Raw genomic sequence first — 16,927 nt, forward strand, 5'->3', positions numbered from 1 at the left:
TGCGTCGGTGACGTTAAGCGTTGCGCGGCTTCGCCGCGTCCATCAGCGCGGTGAAACGGTCGAACAGATAACCGATGTCGTGCGGGCCCGGCGACGCTTCCGGGTGACCCTGGAAGCAGAACGCCGGCTTGTCGGTCAGCTCGAAGCCCTGCAGCGTGCCGTCGAACAGCGACACGTGCGTCACGCGCGCGTTGGCCGGCAGCGAATCCGCGTCGACCGCGAAGCCGTGGTTCTGCGACGTGATCACGACCCGGCCGTCGCCGAGATCCTTCACCGGGTGGTTCGCGCCGTGGTGGCCCGTCTTCATCTTCAGCGTCTTCGCGCCGACCGCGAGGCCCATGATCTGGTGGCCGAGGCAGATGCCGAAGGTCGGCACGCCGCGCTCGATGAATTCCTTCGTGGCCGCGATCGCGTAATCGCACGGCTCCGGATCGCCGGGGCCGTTCGACAGGAAGATGCCGTCCGGATTCAGCGCGAGCGCGTCGGCCGCGCTCGCCTGCGCGGGCAGCACCGTCACGTGGCAGCCGCGTTCCGCGAGCATGCGCAGGATGTTGTACTTGACGCCGAAATCGTACGCGACGACGCGGTACTTCGGCGCTTCCTGCATGCCGTAGCCGCCTTCGAGACGCCATTCGGTCTGCTTCCACTCGAACGGCTTGGTGGTCGACACGACCTTCGCGAGATCCATGCCCGCGAGGCCCGGGAACGAGCGCGCGAGCTCGATCGCCTTCGCCTCGTCGTCCGAACCGGCCAGGATGCAGCCGTTCTGCGCGCCCTTGTCGCGCAGGATGCGGGTCAGCTTGCGGGTGTCGATGCCGGCGATCGCGACGACGCCTTCGTCGCGCAGGTAATCGCCGAGCGTGCGGTCCATGCGGAAGTTCGACGCGAGCGTGGGCAGATCACGGATGATCAGGCCGGCGGCATGGACTTTCGTGGCTTCGACGTCTTCGGCGTTGACGCCGACGTTGCCGATATGCGGGTAGGTGAGCGTAACGATCTGGCGCGCGTAGCTCGGATCAGTCAGGATTTCCTGATAGCCGGTGATCGCGGTATTGAACACGACTTCGCCGATCGTGTGGCCTTCGGCCCCGATCGAATAACCACGAAAGACCGTGCCGTCGGCGAGTGCAAGCAAGGCGGGAGAAAAAGACGGCAACACGGGAGGCTCCTTGGGGAACACCCTGCTGCCGACCTGTTAACCCTGCCGCGCGAGCGCCGCGCTGCGTAGGCGCGCGTAGTCGCTTGCTGGACGCGGCCTGCGTTGTCGAGACGCGAACCCGGCGCGTGGCGCACGAGGCTTCGCGGCATCGCCCGGCAGGCGGCGTGCGGCGGATGAACGGGATGAATGAGGTAGGCGCTAGGGTGCGAGGTTGATCAGCACAAACTTTCAAATTATAGCCTGAAAATGGCCCTATCTTCAATCGATATGGCCGTCCGATCATGCGCGCGCCGCCACCAGCAGCGCGGTACAACGCACGCGCAACGTACTGCGGCCCCGTTTCCGCAGCCGCCCTACCCGCCAGCGTACCGCCGGATCAGTGCGCTTGGCCAGCGCCGCGCGCGGGCCATACGTACCAGACCGCGCTCGCGAGCTGCAACGCAAGCAGCACGCCCCACGCGGTGAAGTGCGCGGCGGCCGGATAACGGCCGTCGACCGCGGGCCAGCGCGACAGCACCGCACCGACGCCGATCTGGAACGCAAAGATCAGCAGGAAGATCACGAGCGTGAGCGTCGTGTTCGCGCGGCCGATCAGATGAGCGGGAAAGTGCCCGGCCATCACCGCGTAGGTCAGGATGCCGACGCCGCCGAACATCCCGTATGCGGCCCACAGCACGGCCGGCGGCAACGGCGTGCCCGCGACGATCGCGACCTGCGTCGCGACGAACAGCGCCATGCCGACGCCGCAGAACGCATAGACGGACACGCCGCGCCGCTCGAGCACGCGTGCCGCGGCGCCGAAGCCGACGCAGCCGGCCATCATCGCGAAGCCGAGCACCGACACGAGGCGCGCGGCATGCGGCGCATCGAACCCCGCGACATCGCGCAGGTACGGCCCGACCCACAGCGACTGCATCGCGTAGAACACGCCCTGCGTGACGACCGAGAACGACGAGATCTTCCAGAACGCACGGCTGCTCAGGATGTGCCACGTGCCCTTGAACTGGCTGACGAGCCCGCCCTGGTGACGCACCTGCTTCGCTTCGGGCGCGCCCGAGCCGATCGAGACCGCGACGACCACCGTCAGCACCGCGAGGCCGAAACAGATCGCGCGCCAGCTCGTCCAGCCGAGCAGCCCGGTCAACGGCGAACCGACCACGACGCCGCCGAGGCCGCCGACGGCCATCACGAGGCCGTTGACGAGCGGCAGCCGGCCGACCATCATCGTGCCGAGGCTGTGCGCGGCGCCGAACACGGCGGCACCGGCCGCCGCGAACAGCAGCATGCCGGCCGTCACGCGGCGCGGGCCGAAGTGGTCGAGCATCACGCCGGCCGGGATCTGCGCGCCCGCGAAGCCGAGGAAGTAGAGACTGGTGAGCAGGCCGAGATCGGCGGCCGACAACCCGAGCTCACGCGTGACGAACGGCGCGAAACCCAGATTGACGCCACGAAACACATACGACACGAAATACCCGATCGAAAACAGCGCGAGCACCCTCACCTGCACCGACGACATCGCTTCCCCTCGTTATATGAAGACGTTCGAAGCGGCGCCCCCGCGCCGCGCACAAACGAAAACGCCGTCACCTCGGTGACGGCGTTTCGTCGCAATTGGTCGGATGATAGCGCAAGCGCGCGACCCGGATCGGCCGCCCGCTGCGCCCGGCAGCCGCGTTACTTCTTCTTGCCCTTATGCGCGGCAGCCTTGGCCGGCGCGGCCTTCGCGGGTGCAGCCTTCGCCGATTTGGCCGCCGGCTTTGCCGCGCCGCGCTTCGCGCCGTGCGACTTGCCACCTACCGCCAGGCTTGCGCGTTCGATGTGCGCACCGCCGACCGACGTCGCGATCCGCTCCGGACCGGGTTCCGCCGGCACCGAACGGCCGACCGGCACGTGCAGCACGAGCGCCTGGCCCGGCATCACGAGATCGCGGTGCGTGCGGTTCCACGCCTTGAGCTGGCCGACCGACACGCCGTAGCGACCGGCGATCGCCGCCATCGACTGCTTGCGGCGCACGCGGATCAGCATCTTGCGCGTGTCGGGTACGTCCGGCTCCATCGCGAGCGCGCCGTTTTCGGCGACGTCGGCGCTGATGTCCTCGTCGTCGTCATCGCCGCGCGGCACGACGATCGTCGAGCCCGGCTTCAGGCGCATGCCGGCCGGAATCTTGTTGATCGACATCAGCGTATCGGCGTCGACGCCGATCTTCTCGGCGATCGCGGCCGGCCGCGCACGTTCGCTGACCGTGTAGGTGGTCCACGTCGAAAGCTGGCCGCTGTATGACTTCAGGTTCTTCTCGAACGCGGACGCGTTGTCGAACGGCAGCAGGATCTGCGGCTCGGTCGCGCCGAGGATCACCGGCTTCGAGAACGACGGGTTCAGCGAGCGGAATTCGTCGAGCGACAGGTTCGCGAGCTTCGCGGCGACCGCGACGTCGATGTCGCGCGACGTCGTGACCGTCACGAAATACGGGTGGTTCGGGATGTCCGGCAGCGTCAGGCCGTACTGCTGCGGGCTCGCGATGATGTTCTTCACCGCCTGCAGCTTCGGCACGTAGTTGCGCGTCTCGTTCGGCATCCGCAGGCTCTGGTAGTCGGTCGGCAGGCCGGCCGCCTGGTTGCGCGCGATCGCGCGCTGCACGTTGCCCTCGCCCCAGTTGTAGGCGGCCAACGCCAGATACCAATCGCCGAACATGTCATGCAGGCGCGACAGGTAGTCGAGCGCGGCGCTCGTCGACGCGAGCACGTCGCGACGCTCGTCCTGCCACATGTTGCGCTTCAGGTTGTACGTGCGGCCCGTGCCGGGCATGAACTGCCACATGCCGGCCGCCTTCGCGACCGACAGCGCCTGCGGGTTGAACGCGGACTCGATGAACGGCAGCAGCGCGAGCTCGGTCGGCATGTGACGCGCCTCGAGTTCCTCGACGATGTGATACAGGTACTTCTGCGAGCGCTCGGTCATGCGCTGCACGTAATCGGGACGCTGCGTGTACCAGGTCGTCTGCATGTCGACGAGGTCGCTCTGCAAGTCGGGCATCTGGAAGCCGCGACGGATGCGCCCCCAGAGATCGGAGTCCGCACTGGTCAGGTCGCCGACCGATTGCTTGTCGACGTCGACAGTTTCTTTGGCGGTGGCTGATTTACGGAGGTAGTTGGACGTCGCCTGCGAATCGGCGGCGTTGTTGGCGACAGGGGCCTGGCTCGCACAAGCGGCGAGCAGCAGGACCACCATCGCACTCAATATAAGTCGCATGAAAATCTCGGCTTCCGACGGCTGGAAATTGCTGGCGATACTACGGAAGTGCGTGCTTCACGTCAATAAAAACACCGAAAACTCAGCGAAATCCTACATTTGGAGCAATTTTTACAGATACCGCTTGAGCTTTGGAGTCCTCCGGAAATCATCATCGGAACCGGTTTTTCCACTCGCGCATCAGCGTGAACGCCGCCAGACGATCTGGCACCGTTTCGTGAAGCTCGGCTTCGAGCGTCGCATGGATGGCCGCGCTGTCCGCGCGCATGAAAGGGTTAACGGCACGCTCGTGCGCGATTGTAGTGGGCAGCGTCGGCACGCCGCGCGCGCGCAGCGCCTGCGCGTCGTCGCGCCACGCGGCGAGCGCCGCATTGCCGGGCTCGCACGCGAGCGCGAAGCGGATGTTCGACAGCGTGTATTCGTGCGCGCAATGCACGCGCGTGTCGCCCGGCAGCGCCGCGAGCGCGTCGAGCGACGCGAGCATCTGCGCGGGCGTGCCCTCGAACAGGCGGCCGCAGCCGCACGAGAACAGCGTGTCGCCGCAGAACACGTGCGGCACTGCGGCGCCCTGCCCGGCCGTCTGGAAATACGCGATGTGGCCGCGCGTATGACCGGGCACGTCGAGCACGTCGAACGCGACGGCCGGCGCGTCGAGCGTCACGCGGTCACCGCCCGAAAGCGGCCGCGTGACCACGCCGATCGCCTCGGCCGCGGGGCCGTAAACGGTGAGCGGCACATTGGCCGGTTGGCTAATTCGCAGCGCCTCGACACCGCCGACATGGTCGGCGTGATGGTGCGTGAGTAAAATAGCGGTCAACCGCCAGCCTCGTTCGGCAAGAACCCGGCGCACGGGCGCGGCTTCACCCGGATCGACGGCGATCGCATCGCGGCCGTCCGAGACGAGCCAGATATAGTTGTCTTCGAATGCCGGAACCGGCACGTATTCCAGCTCGTTCATGGGCGCGCAACCATCGTTATGTCCGACCGTCAAATTATAGACTGGCCCGCCTGGACCGACTCGCCTCCCGGCCGCTACGTGCTGGGCTGGGAGCAGGCGCAGCTCGACCGTTTCGTGTCCGACGTGTTCGGGTTCCACGCGCTGCAGCTCGGCCTGCCGCAGCTCGACGCGCTGCGCGAGAACCGCATGCCGTATCGCGGCCTCGTGCTCGATCCGGCAAGCGGCGCAAGCGCGCCGTACCAGTATCCGTGGGCGCGCGAAGCGCACGCGCCGGAGCACGCGCCCGCCGATCGCAGCGCGACCTGGTGCGACCTGCTCGACCTGCCGTTCGAGTCGCAGAGCGTCGACCTGATCGTGATGCCGCACACGCTCGAATTCACGTCCGATCCGCACCGGCTGCTGCGCGAGGCCGAGCGCGTGCTGATGCCGGAAGGCCGGCTCGTGATCACCGGCTTCAATTCGCTGAGCCTGTGGGGCATGCGGCAATCGTTCGGGCGCATGGCGAACCACCCGTTCGTGCCGGCCACGCGCGACCAGATCGCGTTCATCCGGCTCAAGGACTGGATCAAGCTGCTAGGCTTCGACCTCGAACGCGGCCGTTTCGGCTGCTACCGGCCGCCGCTCGTCACCGACAAGTGGCTGGCCCGCTACGGCTTCATGGAAGCCGCGGGCGACCGCTGGTGGCCGATCTTCGGCGCCGTCTACATGGTGACGGCCGTCAAGCGCGTGCGCGGCATGCGCCTCGTCGGCCAGATCAGGATGAAGAAGCCCGTGCTCGCGCCGGGCCTGACGCCGGCGGCCTCCCCGACTACCCATCAAGAACATTCATGACAACCGATACCATCGACATTTATACCGACGGCGCCTGCAAGGGCAACCCCGGCCCCGGCGGCTGGGGCGCACTGATGCGCTACGGCGACCGCGAAAAGGAGCTGTTCGGCGGCGAGCCCAACACGACCAACAACCGCATGGAGCTGATGGGCGTGATCGCCGCGCTCGAAGCGCTGAAGCGGCCGTGCCAGGTGATCGTGCATACCGACTCGCAATACGTGCAGAAAGGCATCAGCGAGTGGATCCACGGCTGGAAGAAGAAAGGCTGGGTCACCGCGGCGAAGACGCCCGTGAAGAACGCCGACCTGTGGAAGCGGCTCGACGCGCTCGTCGCGCAGCACGAGATCGAGTGGCGCTGGGTCAAGGGCCACGCGGGCCATCCCGAAAACGAGCGCGCGGACGCGCTCGCGAATCGCGGCGTCGAATCGCTCACGGCCTGAACACCGGCCGCTCCCCCGTTTCCTTTGCTTTTCCCGACATGCGCCAGATCATTCTCGATACCGAAACCACCGGCCTGAACGCCCGCACGGGCGACCGCCTGATCGAAATCGGCTGCGTCGAGCTGCTGAACCGGCGGCTCACCGGCAACAACCTGCACTTCTACGTGAACCCCGAGCGCGACAGCGATCCGGGCGCACTGGCGGTGCACGGCCTCACGACCGAATTCCTCAGCGACAAGCCGAAATTCGCGGAAGTCGCCAGCCAGATCCTCGACTTCGTGAAGGACGCCGAGCTGATCATCCACAACGCGCCGTTCGACCTTGGCTTCCTCGACGCCGAATTCGCGCGGCTCGGCCTGACGCCGTTCACCGAACATTGCGGCGGCGTGATCGACACGCTCGTACAGGCCAAGCAGATGTTCCCCGGCAAGCGCAACTCGCTCGACGCGCTGTGCGACCGCTTCGGGATCAGCAACGCGCACCGCACGCTGCACGGCGCACTGCTCGACTCCGAACTGCTCGCCGAGGTGTATCTCGCGATGACGCGCGGCCAGGACAGCCTCGTGATCGACATGCTCGACGATGCAGGCGCCGACGGCGGCGCGGCGAACGGCCAGCGCGTGTCGCTCGCCGCGCTCGACCTGGCCGTGGTGGCCGCGAGCGACGACGAACTCGCCGCGCACCAGACGCAACTCGACGAGCTCGACAAGTCGGTCAAGGGCACGTGCGTGTGGCGCAAGTCAGCCGACGCGGACGCCGCCAAAACGGCCTGACGTACGCACGGCACGCGCCGCGGCCGCGCTCACGCGCGCGGCTGCAGCGCGATGACCGCCATCCCGCCGAGCGCGAGCACCGCGCCGGCCACATCCCAGCGGGTCAGCACGACGCCGTCGACCACCCGCAGCCAGATCAGCGCAACCGCGATATACACGCCGCCGTACGCGGCATAGGTGCGCCCCGCGGCGCTCGGGTGCAGCGTCAGCAGCCACGCGAACAGCGCGAGCGACAGCGCGGCCGGCACCAGCAGCCAGACCGGCCGGCCGCCCTTCAGCACGAGCCACGGCAGGTAACAGCCGACGATTTCGGCCAGCGCGGTGGCGGCGAACAGCGCCGCGATCCTCATCAATTCGGTCATCCGGTTCCTCGTGAATTCGGCCCCCGTCACCGGGGCTGCGCGGCCCCGCCGCGCGCCGCCGATCATACTCGAGCAGGTTGCGCCGGACGCCCCGCCAGACGGGCGCTTCCCGGCAATTTGCACGATCATCCGTCATCGTGCTACCATGTCGCCTGTTTCAACATTCAATATCTGTCTATTCGATTTCGACAGAAGTCCGTCCGCGCGTTGCGGGCCGGCGCTTCGACCGAAATTGCACCCACAGGAAAGCCCGCCCGACAGGCCCGCTTTTCTCGTTTCGTTGCCCCTCCGGGGCGTTGCCGTTAGCCGGACCTCCGTCCGCACCGGCATCTGCCGCCAGCATCACGCGGCCCATTCTTCATGAGCGCACTGTCGCGACGGCCCATCGGGCCCGCGTCGAAGCAGCCCCTTACGGCCCTTTACCGCCCCTTGTGCAGTAAGTGCTTAATGGCCTGCCCCGACGCGCCGCACGCGACACCGCGCTTGCCGGCAAACCGTGTCGGACGGCCTACCCGTTCCGGCGCAGTCAAAGGAGTGCATGACCTTGACCGCAACACACGTCAGCCCGACCGCTGCCTCTTCCTCCACTTCATCCGGCGAGGCTCCGCTCGCCGCGGACGACATCACCGTCGTCGACCAGAGCCTGCTCAAACGCGCCGTCAGCGCAATGGCCATCGGCAATGCGATGGAATGGTTCGACTTCGGCGTGTACAGCTATATCGCCGTCACGCTCGGCAAGGTGTTCTTCCCGTCCAGCAGCCCGTCCGCGCAGTTGCTCGCGACCTTCGGCACGTTCGCGGCCGCGTTCCTCGTGCGTCCGCTCGGCGGCATGGTGTTCGGCCCGCTCGGCGACCGCATCGGCCGCCAGCGCGTGCTCGCCGCGACGATGATCATGATGGCCGTCGGCACCTTCGCGATCGGCCTGATTCCCAGCTACGCGTCGATCGGCATCATGGCGCCCGTACTGCTGCTCGTCGCGCGCCTCGTGCAGGGCTTCTCGACCGGCGGCGAATACGGCGGCGCCGCCACCTTCATCGCCGAATTCTCGACCGACAAGCGCCGCGGCTTCATGGGCAGCTTCCTCGAGTTCGGCACGCTGATCGGCTATGTGATGGGTGCGGGCGTCGTCGCGCTGCTGACCGCGTCGCTGTCGCAGGAAGCGCTGCTGTCGTGGGGCTGGCGTGTGCCGTTCCTGATCGCCGGCCCGCTCGGCCTGATCGGTCTCTACATCCGGATGAAGCTCGAGGAAACGCCCGCGTTCAAGCGCCAGGCCGAAGAGCGCGAAGCGCAGGACAAGGCCGTGCCGAAGGCGCGCTTCCGCGACACGCTGATGCGCAACTGGCGTGCGCTGCTGCTGTGCGTCGGCCTCGTGCTGATCTTCAACGTGACCGACTACATGGTGCTGTCGTACCTGCCGAGCTTCATGTCGTCGACGCTGCACTTCGACGAATCGCACAGCCTCGTGCTCGTGCTGATCGTGATGGTGCTGATGATGCCGATGACGCTCGCGGCCGGCCGCCTGTCCGACAGGATCGGCCGCAAGCCGGTGATGCTCGCCGGCTGCGTCGGGCTGCTCGTGCTGTCGATCCCGTCGATGATGCTGATCCATGCGGGCACCACGGCGTCGGTGTTCGGCGGCCTGCTGATCCTCGGCGTGCTGCTGTCGTGCTTCACCGGCGTGATGCCGTCGGCGCTGCCGGCGCTGTTCCCGACCGAGATCCGCTACGGCGCGCTCGCGATCGGCTTCAACGTGTCGGTATCGCTGTTCGGCGGCACGACGCCGCTGGTGACCGCGTGGCTCGTCGACGTGACGCACAACCTGATGATGCCCGCGTACTACATGATGGGCGCCGCCGTGATCGGCATCGTGTCGGTCGTCGCGCTCGCGGAAACCGCGCGCCAGCCGCTCAAGGGCTCGCCGCCGGCCGTCGCGACGCGCCGCGAAGCGCACCAGCTCGCGCGCCAGATGCGCGAGGACGACGACTCGGAGATCTACGGCGTCGTGTCGCCCGCACGCGCCTGAGCGTCGCCCATGAAAAAGCCCCGGCCGAAGCCGGGGCCAGATCGAACCCGATCCGCCCGACCGGCTTGCGCCGGCCGGGCTTTTTTTATCCTTCAGCCGCGACCACCCTCACGCTTGCGCTTCGCAGTGACGGCAGAACAACAGCGCACGCGACCGCGACACCGCCGCCTGCGCACCGCGTGCCGCGACGATCAGCCCGATCTGGCCGAGATTGAAATCGCGCTCGACCATCAACTGCGTCAGCGCGGCAAGCGGCAACACGACGGACGGGTGGTACAGGCTCGATTCGATCAGGGCTTTCATCATCGGCTCCATCTGGCAATGCGTGATTCGATGGAGTGGATTCTAGGGACCGGCCGCTTCCGGATAAACAGCGCGAATGCGAAGTCACTTGTCAGCCGCCGAGAACAATCGGCGGCGGTTTGCCGGGCGGGGCTGAGCAGGCGGCAGGCAACGGCGCGGGGCAGCCTCGTGCCCCGCCGCCTGCCCTAAACGAGCGGCGTTTCGACGAAAGCCGGCAGCGCTTCCGCGCGCGCCGAATGCGCGGCAAGCGCCGGATAGCGGGCCGGATCGATCCGCGCGAGCGCCGGGTAATCGGCCGCCATGAACTGCGTGAAGCGCCACGCCACCGCGACCGTCACGTCGGACTGCAGCAGGCGCGCGCCGCCGAACCAGCCGTTCGCGGCCGCGACAAGCGGCTCCAGTTCGCCGTACGCACCCTCGAGCTGGCACAGCACGCGCTCGAGCCACGGCGCGTGCTGCTTGTCGGACGGGCGCAGCGCCTGCTCGTAGATGACCTGCACGGTCTTCTCGGCGGCCGCCAGCGCGAAACCGACCGGCACGAGCACGCGCAGCCGCGCATCGGCGGCGTCGGGCAGCAGGCGCCGCTCCGGCGCGACCAGGTGATCGAGATAGTCGACGATCAGTGACGAATCGATCAGCGTCGCGCCGTCGTCGGTCGCGAGCGTCGGCGCCTTGACGACCGGGTTGACCGTCCTGAACTGCTCGAAATGACGGAACACCGAGATCGACTCGTGTTCGAACGGCAGGTCGAGCAGCTTCGCCGAAATGGCGACACGGCGCACGAACGGGGAATCCAGCATGCCGATCAGCTTCATCGCAAACGCTCCGCTTGAGGGGAATGGGACCGACGACTGTAGCAGCGTCGCGCGTCGTCGCCTAGCGTGCCCGCGCGCGTCCGCTTGAAACGCATCAGCCGGCAGCACGCCAGCCCCCCGCTGCCCGGCCATTTGACCATAATGCAGTTTCACGCCCCTTCCTCCCCAAGGTTCGCCATGTGGTATGCCCTCGTCGAGCAGCAGCGGCAATGGATGCGCGCCTGGCGCGAGGCGACGCGGCACGCGTTCGATGCGTGGCCTGCGGCGACGCTGCCGCACGCCGCGTCGTCGTGCTACGACGACCTGTTCGAGCCGCTGCTCGGGCGCCCGGCCGGGCCGCCGCGCTTCGACATCGGGCGGTCCGCCATCGGCGAGCGGGTCGTCGCGCACACGCCGTTCTGCGACCTGCGGCGCTTCACGCGCGCCGATGCGCAGCGTACGGTGCTGCTATGCGCGCCGCTCGCCGGGCACGCGGCCGTGATGATGCGGGAAACCGTCGAGACGCTGCTCGCCGACGGCGACGTGTGCGTGACCGACTGGCGCAATGCGCGCGACGTGCCGCTCGCGTCGGGCCGCTTCGGGCTCGACGAATATGTCGCGACGCTCGACGGCTTCGTCGACGGGCTCGCGCACGACGATCGGCCGCTGCACGTCGTTGCCGTGTGCCAGGCAACCGTGCCGGCACTCGGCGCGCTCGCGCTGCGCGCCGCGCGCGGCCTCGCGCCGCCCGCGAGCGTCACGCTGATCGGCGGCCCGCTCGACGCGCGCCTGAATCCGAGCGCGCTCGGCACCGCCGCAGCCACCCGCTCGCTCGGCTGGTGTCGCCGCCATCTGATCGACATCGTGCCGCCCGGCTTCGCGGGGTACGGCCGCCAGGTGTTCCCGACCTATCTCCAGCAGGGCGAGATCGCGCTAATGTACCCGCAGCGCTTCCTGTCGCTGATCGAGGCGTACGCGCTGGCCGCGTCGCGCTTCGACATGGCCGCGCTCGCCGGTGCGCGGCGCGCGCTGCTCGAATACACGGCGCTGCTCGACATGCCGGCCGAATATTTCCTCGACACGGTCGACATCGTGTTCCAGCGCATGTGCCTCGCGAACGGCACGTGGAGCGTAGGCGGCCGGCGCGTCGAGCCGGCCGCGCTGCGCGGCGTCACGCTGCTGACCGTCGAAGGCGGACGCGACGCGGTCACGGGCGCCGGCCAGACGCATGCGGCACTCGACATGTGCAGCGGCCTCATGGCCGACGAGCGCCATCGCGTCGATATCGACGATTGCGATCACTACGGGCTGTTTACGGGTGCACGCTGGCACGGCGATGTCCATCCGATGCTGCAGCGCGTATTCGCGCTGGCCGAGGCCGGCCGCCCGCGCACGCGCTCGCGCCGGATCAGGCGGACGTGATGCCGCGTTGCGTGCGGGCCGCGTCGAGCAGCTCGCGCACCTCGTCGTCGCTGGTCTGCTCGAAGCGCGCGTAGAACTGGCTGATCCCGAAGAACGATAGCGGCTGCGACACTGTGACGAACGCGTCGGCCAGGTCGTCGAACGCATCCCGCGCGCCCGCCGGCGCGACCGGCGCAGCCGCCACGATCCGCGCGGGATGGCGCTCGCGCAGCGCCTGCAGCGCGACGCGCATCGACGCGCCGGTCGCGATGCCGTCGTCGACGACGATCGCGATGCGCCCGTCGACCGGCAGCGGCGGCGCGGCGCCGCGATACAGCACATCGCGGCGATGCAACTCGGCCGTCTCGCGCACGATCACGTCGGCGAGCTGCGCGGCTGTCACGCCCATCGAGCGGATCACCGAACGCTGCAGATGCATTGCGCCGCCGGTCGCGATCGCGCCCATCGCGAGCTCGGGATCGTTCGGCACGCCGAGCTTGCGCACGACCAGCACGTCGAGCGGCGCGCGCAGCGCGCAGGCGACCGGATACGCGACGGGCACGCCGCCGCGCGGCAACGCGAGCACGACGACATCGCTACGCCCCGCGTAGTCGCTCAGCGCGCCGGCCAACTGGCGGCCCGCATCGGCGCGATCGGCAAAACACTCGGTCACGATCGGCTCCCTGCCGTTGCGCCGGATGCGCGAAACCCGCGCCGGCGCCTGTCAACGAGCATGGTTCATCGGCAGCGCCGATGCAAGCAGGGTCACACCGGCGCGCGCGGCGCGGAAGGAAGGGTCAGAGGCCGCTGGCCTGCCGGTACAGCCGCCAGAACGACTGCGCGTAGGATTGTGCGAGCTCGGGCGCGCGCTGGAACACGTTCACCGTCTCCGCATGCGCGGCCGCACCGTCGGACAGCGTCGTCAGCGCGACGCTGTCGTCGACGATCACGAAGCGCGGCGCGGGATCGCCGTGCCGCGCATCGATCGCCACATCGATGCCCGCGGATTTCAGATAGCCAGCGCCGCTGGTCTTGCCCGCACGCGGCGAGCGCACGAGCACGACGCGTACCTCGATCCCGCGCGCATGGGCCGCGCGCAGCGCGCTCGCGACCGCGGGCGGCACATGCGTATAGCCGGCCAGCAGCACGCGACGCTGCGCCTGTTCGATCAGGTCGACGGTCGCATCGGCCGCCGCGTTGTCATACGAAAAGTACGTGCCGACCGATGCGGCGTCGGACGGAATCTGGCTGGCGTGGGCGCTCGCCGCGCAGCAAAGCGCGGCGAGAAGGAAGGCGGCTGGTCTCATGGCGGGCGCCATTGTAGCGACGCCAATTCGCGTGGCAAGCGCCGGCTGCGACGCTGCTGCGCCGGCGCAACACACAGTGCGCAGCCGCTGCCCGGCGGGTATGTTTCAGGCCGGTTTTCGGGCCGCCGGTCAGCCGGCCGCGACGCGCGCGAGCCAACTCGTCACGCCGTCGACGGAACGGAAATCCGCGAGGCTGCGCGCCGGCAGCGCGGGATACGCGCCGCCTGCCATCTCGGCCAGCGCGCGCCCGGGGCCGAGCTCGAGAAACGCGGTCGCGCCGGCCTCCACGCACGCGGCAAGACAGGCCGCCCACTCGACCGGCTCCGCGATCTGCCGCGCGAGCTCGTCGAGGCCCGCGCCGAGGTCGAGCACCGATGCGCCGTCGATGCCCGAAAACAGCCGCGTGCCGGGCAGCGGCCGGCGCACGCGCACCGCGGCAAGCGACGCGCGAAACGCCGGCACGGCCGCTGCGAGCCGGTGCGTGTGAGATGCGATCCGCACGCACACGGGCGCGACGCGCACCGCACCGGCGCGCGCGGCGGCGTCGGCCACCGCATCGACATCGGCCTGCCGCCCCGCGACCACGAACGCGTCGCCGGGGTTCGCAATCGCGATCGCCGCGTCGCGGCCGTCGCACAACTGCGCAAGCTGTGCGCGCGTCAGGCCGCGCACGAACGCCATCCTTTCGTCGCCGCCGCTCGCCGCATCCATCGCGCGCGCGCGTGCGTCGGCCAGGTCGAGCGCGTCGTGCGGATCGATCATCCCCGCGACGCTCCACGACGCGACCTCGCCGACGCTGTAGCCCGCGACGCAACGCCGGAGCGGCCACACCGCGTCGAGCAGCGCGGCCGCCGCGAGCGCCTGGGCCGTGCAGAGGATCTGCGCGGCACGGTTCTCGCGCAGCGCGTCCGGTCCCGCCTGCCGGACCCATGCGCGCGGATCGTCGCCGAGGAGCCGACCTGCGTGCGCGAACAGCGCATCGGCCTGCGGCGCCGCGCCCGTCAGGTCGAACATGTCGGCGCGCTGCGCGCCTTGTCCCGAACAGAGGATCGCCAGCGTCATCGCGCGTCCCCGTCGGCTTCGAGCGCATCGACGAATACGCTCATCGCGAGCAGGTCAGCCGCGCCGCCCGGGCTCAGCCGGCGCGCAACGAACGCACGATGCGCGGCCACCGCACGCGGCCGCCAGTCGCGCGCGCGCACGCCGCCGCGTGCGACGAACGCGCGTGCGGTCGCCCGCGCGAAATCGAGGCCGGCCTGCCCGCCCCGGTGCAGCAGGTTCGTATCGTCGAGCGCGGCAATCAGCGCGAAGCACGCAGCGACGCGCGCGGCTTCCGGGTCGTCGGGCAGATCGCGCTTCGCGCGGCGCAGCGCGGGTAGCCCGATCGCGTACACGGTCGTGAAACCGTCGGCCGCCTCGCGACGCGCGCCGCCGACACCGTAGCGGCGGCTCGCGCGCTCGCCGTGGCTGTCCGGCAAGCGCGGGCCGCCGAGGATATCGGCGCCCCAGCGGCGGGAGACGAACGCGCCGAGCGTCATCCCGCCCGCCGCTCCATCGGGCATCGCGCGCCGGCCGGCGGCCGCGCACAGCAGCCCGAGCCCGAAGATCGCGCCGCGATGCGTATTGACGCCGCCGGTCGCGGCGAGCATCGCGTGCTCGGCACGCAGGCCGATCTTGCGCAGCACGGCCATGTCCGCGTCGCGCGCGCCCGCATCGGCGAGTTCGGCGAAGTACGGCCGCAACACGGCGGCGCTGCGCGCGAACGTCGCGGCATCCATGTCCGCATGACTGCCGGTGTCCACGTGGCTGACAAGCCCCGGCTTCGGATAGGTGTCGATCTCGAGCACGAGGCTGCGCTCGGCCAGCTCGGCGATACGCTCGGCAGCGGACGGCGCCGGTACGCGGCAGGCAGCCCATGCGCTCATCGCGCGTCTCCGGTGAATGCGCTGGCAGGCATCAGTTCGACGGCGATCGCGGTCTTGACCGCGACTTCGGGCAGCCGCGCCTGCAGTTCGCGCCAGTTGACGCCCGCGCCGTCGTCGCGCAGCAGTTCGCCGTCGATGCGCATCGGCGCGCGCGCGTCGATCGCCGCGAGGCCGTCGAGCAGCGATGCGAGCGACGCGGCGTCCGGCAGCGGAAACACGATGTCGAGATCGGACGACGGACCCAGGTATCGCTCGCCCGTCAGCGCCTGCCACGCGAGGCTGCCGAACACGCGGCCCTGCACACCGCAGCGCGCGCCGAGCGCATCGAGCTCGCGCAACGGCGCGTGCCATGCGTCGGGCGCGGCGGCGAGCACGTCGGCCAGCGCGGGCAGCGGGCCGACCGTCGCGAGCGCGTCGGCGGCAACGTTCAGCGCGATGCGCCGCTTGCCCGCGGCAGGCGGCAGCGGCAGGCCGAGCGGCACGCGGCCGGCAGCGGCCTCGTCGGGCGACGCGCGGCGCACGATCAGCGGCCAGCCGCGTTCGGCCCATGCGCGCACGAGCGGATCGGCCGCGAGCGCGGGATCGCGCGCGAATGCCGCGCCCCACCCGGCCGTCGTCAGCGTGACGAGCGTGTGGCGGCGCAGCGGCAGCTCAGCGTGCGGCACGCGCGAGTGCCTCGACGCGGCGCGCGACGTCGGTCGCGACCGGCCGGCCGCGCGCCGCGCGCCGGTCGATGCGGTCGGCCGGCTTGCCGAGCCATTCGCCGACCTGCGCGTCGAGCGCGCGGGCCGGATCGAGCACGGCGTCGACGGCGCCCATCTTCACGAGATTGTCGAGCCCGGGCGCGAACACAGGCGTCGAGCGCGCCATCTCCTTCAGCACGTCAATCGGCAGCTTGGTCACGCGCGACATCGACGGCAGGTCCATCACCTCCGGCTCGGCGCCCGGCACCGCGAGCAGCGTGCGCGTCGCGAGCGCAGTCGCGATGAATGCGCCCGCGGCCGTGTGACCGTACAGCACGCCGATCGTCCGGTGCCCGGCAAGATCCGCGTGCATCAGGCACTTCGCGAGATGCGACAGCCCTTCGTTCAGGCCGAGCAGTTCGTCGCGCTTGCTCATCCGCTGGCTGTCGCTGTCGACGAGCACGAGGATCGGCGTGTCGCCGCCGCGCGCGATCGTGTCGAGCACACGCGACGCGAGCGTCAGTGCCTCGTCGATGCCGAACGGCAAACGGTCGGCGACGCCGATCACGTCGACGCGCGTGCCGGCCAGTTCCGCGTGGCCCGTCAACAGGCCGCCGGTGCGCGCGATCGAATGGCCTTTCGGAAACAGCGAGTTCAGGACTTCATCGAGCGTCATGCTGCCTCCCGCCGGGCCGCCTCAAGGGCCGCCCCAAGGAAGG

At 69.5% G+C, this 16,927-nt stretch carries 18 protein-coding genes; 5 read left to right on the forward strand and 13 right to left on the reverse strand.

The genetic code is table 11. The features are described 5' to 3' along the window. Window positions 1-13 precede the first annotated feature (13 nt). From carA to gloB, 4 genes are all read right to left on the reverse strand, one after another. Window positions 14-1,159 carry a glutamine-hydrolyzing carbamoyl-phosphate synthase small subunit gene (gene carA, locus JYG32_RS07865; protein ID WP_174380035.1) on the reverse strand — a complete coding sequence of 382 codons (1,146 nt, stop codon included), beginning with the start codon at window positions 1,157-1,159 and terminating at the stop codon, window positions 14-16. Between the two features lie 376 nt (window positions 1,160-1,535). Then, window positions 1,536-2,675: an MFS transporter gene (locus JYG32_RS07870; protein ID WP_213265211.1), complete on the reverse strand. Its 1,140-nt coding sequence runs from the start codon at window positions 2,673-2,675 to the stop codon at window positions 1,536-1,538. Window positions 2,676-2,833: 158 nt separating this feature from the next. Next, window positions 2,834-4,408: a transglycosylase SLT domain-containing protein gene (locus JYG32_RS07875; protein ID WP_213265212.1), complete on the reverse strand. Its 1,575-nt coding sequence runs from the start codon at window positions 4,406-4,408 to the stop codon at window positions 2,834-2,836. A 151-nt stretch (window positions 4,409-4,559) separates the two neighbouring features. Further along, complete coding sequence (gene gloB / locus JYG32_RS07880; protein WP_213265213.1) at window positions 4,560-5,366, reverse strand: hydroxyacylglutathione hydrolase; 807 nt, start codon at window positions 5,364-5,366, stop codon at window positions 4,560-4,562. A gap of 18 nt (window positions 5,367-5,384) precedes the next feature. Between gloB and JYG32_RS07885 the strand changes: the two genes are divergently transcribed. The 3 genes from JYG32_RS07885 to dnaQ are packed head-to-tail and all read left to right on the forward strand — an operon-like array spanning window position 5,385 to window position 7,410. After that, window positions 5,385-6,197 carry a class I SAM-dependent methyltransferase gene (locus tag JYG32_RS07885; protein WP_213265214.1) on the forward strand — a complete coding sequence of 271 codons (813 nt, stop codon included), beginning with the start codon at window positions 5,385-5,387 and terminating at the stop codon, window positions 6,195-6,197. Further along, a complete protein-coding gene (gene rnhA / locus JYG32_RS07890) occupies window positions 6,194-6,637 on the forward strand; it encodes a ribonuclease HI (RefSeq protein WP_174380040.1) in 444 nt (147 codons plus the stop codon). The genes JYG32_RS07885 and rnhA overlap by 4 nt, the downstream gene beginning before the upstream one ends. Before the next feature lie 38 nt (window positions 6,638-6,675). Beyond that, a complete protein-coding gene (gene dnaQ / locus JYG32_RS07895; RefSeq protein WP_174380041.1) occupies window positions 6,676-7,410 on the forward strand; it encodes a DNA polymerase III subunit epsilon in 735 nt (244 codons plus the stop codon). Window positions 7,411-7,439: 29 nt separating this feature from the next. On the opposite strand, the gene JYG32_RS07900 is transcribed toward dnaQ, so the two are convergent. After that, window positions 7,440-7,772 (reverse strand): YnfA family protein, encoded by a 333-nt coding sequence (locus tag JYG32_RS07900; RefSeq protein WP_096472954.1) that lies wholly within the window; start codon window positions 7,770-7,772, stop codon window positions 7,440-7,442. Between the two features lie 538 nt (window positions 7,773-8,310). Here JYG32_RS07900 and proP point away from each other — a divergent pair. Further along, window positions 8,311-9,795: a glycine betaine/L-proline transporter ProP gene (proP, locus tag JYG32_RS07905; RefSeq protein ID WP_174380043.1), complete on the forward strand. Its 1,485-nt coding sequence runs from the start codon at window positions 8,311-8,313 to the stop codon at window positions 9,793-9,795. Window positions 9,796-9,903: 108 nt separating this feature from the next. Here the strand turns inward: proP and JYG32_RS07910 are convergent, their stop codons facing one another. Both JYG32_RS07910 and JYG32_RS07915 read right to left on the reverse strand, forming a co-directional pair. After that, on the reverse strand, window positions 9,904-10,110 hold the full coding sequence (locus JYG32_RS07910; RefSeq protein WP_082146089.1) for a hypothetical protein: 207 nt from the start codon (window positions 10,108-10,110) through the stop codon (window positions 9,904-9,906). A 173-nt stretch (window positions 10,111-10,283) separates the two neighbouring features. Continuing rightward, a complete protein-coding gene (locus tag JYG32_RS07915; protein WP_213265215.1) occupies window positions 10,284-10,913 on the reverse strand; it encodes a glutathione S-transferase family protein in 630 nt (209 codons plus the stop codon). 177 nt (window positions 10,914-11,090) lie between these two features. Here JYG32_RS07915 and phaZ point away from each other — a divergent pair, with 177 nt between their 5' ends. Continuing rightward, window positions 11,091-12,314: a polyhydroxyalkanoate depolymerase gene (gene phaZ, locus JYG32_RS07920; RefSeq protein ID WP_213265216.1), complete on the forward strand. Its 1,224-nt coding sequence runs from the start codon at window positions 11,091-11,093 to the stop codon at window positions 12,312-12,314. On the opposite strand, the gene JYG32_RS07925 is transcribed toward phaZ, so the two are convergent. From JYG32_RS07925 to mdcE, 6 genes are all read right to left on the reverse strand, one after another. Further along, a complete protein-coding gene (locus JYG32_RS07925; protein WP_213265217.1) occupies window positions 12,301-12,966 on the reverse strand; it encodes a phosphoribosyltransferase in 666 nt (221 codons plus the stop codon). The genes phaZ and JYG32_RS07925 overlap by 14 nt on opposite strands. A gap of 124 nt (window positions 12,967-13,090) precedes the next feature. After that, window positions 13,091-13,612: a phospholipase D-like domain-containing protein gene (locus tag JYG32_RS07930; protein WP_213265218.1), complete on the reverse strand. Its 522-nt coding sequence runs from the start codon at window positions 13,610-13,612 to the stop codon at window positions 13,091-13,093. A 117-nt stretch (window positions 13,613-13,729) separates the two neighbouring features. Then, window positions 13,730-14,662 carry an acyltransferase domain-containing protein gene (locus JYG32_RS07935; RefSeq protein WP_213265219.1) on the reverse strand — a complete coding sequence of 311 codons (933 nt, stop codon included), beginning with the start codon at window positions 14,660-14,662 and terminating at the stop codon, window positions 13,730-13,732. Then, window positions 14,659-15,525 carry a triphosphoribosyl-dephospho-CoA synthase MdcB gene (gene mdcB / locus JYG32_RS07940; RefSeq protein ID WP_213265220.1) on the reverse strand — a complete coding sequence of 289 codons (867 nt, stop codon included), beginning with the start codon at window positions 15,523-15,525 and terminating at the stop codon, window positions 14,659-14,661. The genes JYG32_RS07935 and mdcB overlap by 4 nt, the downstream gene beginning before the upstream one ends. Further along, on the reverse strand, window positions 15,522-16,190 hold the full coding sequence (mdcG, locus tag JYG32_RS07945) for a malonate decarboxylase holo-[acyl-carrier-protein] synthase (protein WP_213265221.1): 669 nt from the start codon (window positions 16,188-16,190) through the stop codon (window positions 15,522-15,524). The genes mdcB and mdcG overlap by 4 nt, the downstream gene beginning before the upstream one ends. Then, window positions 16,177-16,884: a biotin-independent malonate decarboxylase subunit gamma gene (gene mdcE, locus JYG32_RS07950; protein ID WP_213265222.1), complete on the reverse strand. Its 708-nt coding sequence runs from the start codon at window positions 16,882-16,884 to the stop codon at window positions 16,177-16,179. The genes mdcG and mdcE overlap by 14 nt, the downstream gene beginning before the upstream one ends. Between the last annotated feature and the right edge of the window lie 43 nt (window positions 16,885-16,927).

Source organism: Burkholderia pyrrocinia, assembly GCF_018417535.1.
In the GTDB taxonomy this organism is placed as follows: Bacteria; Pseudomonadota; Gammaproteobacteria; order Burkholderiales; family Burkholderiaceae; genus Burkholderia; species Burkholderia pyrrocinia_E.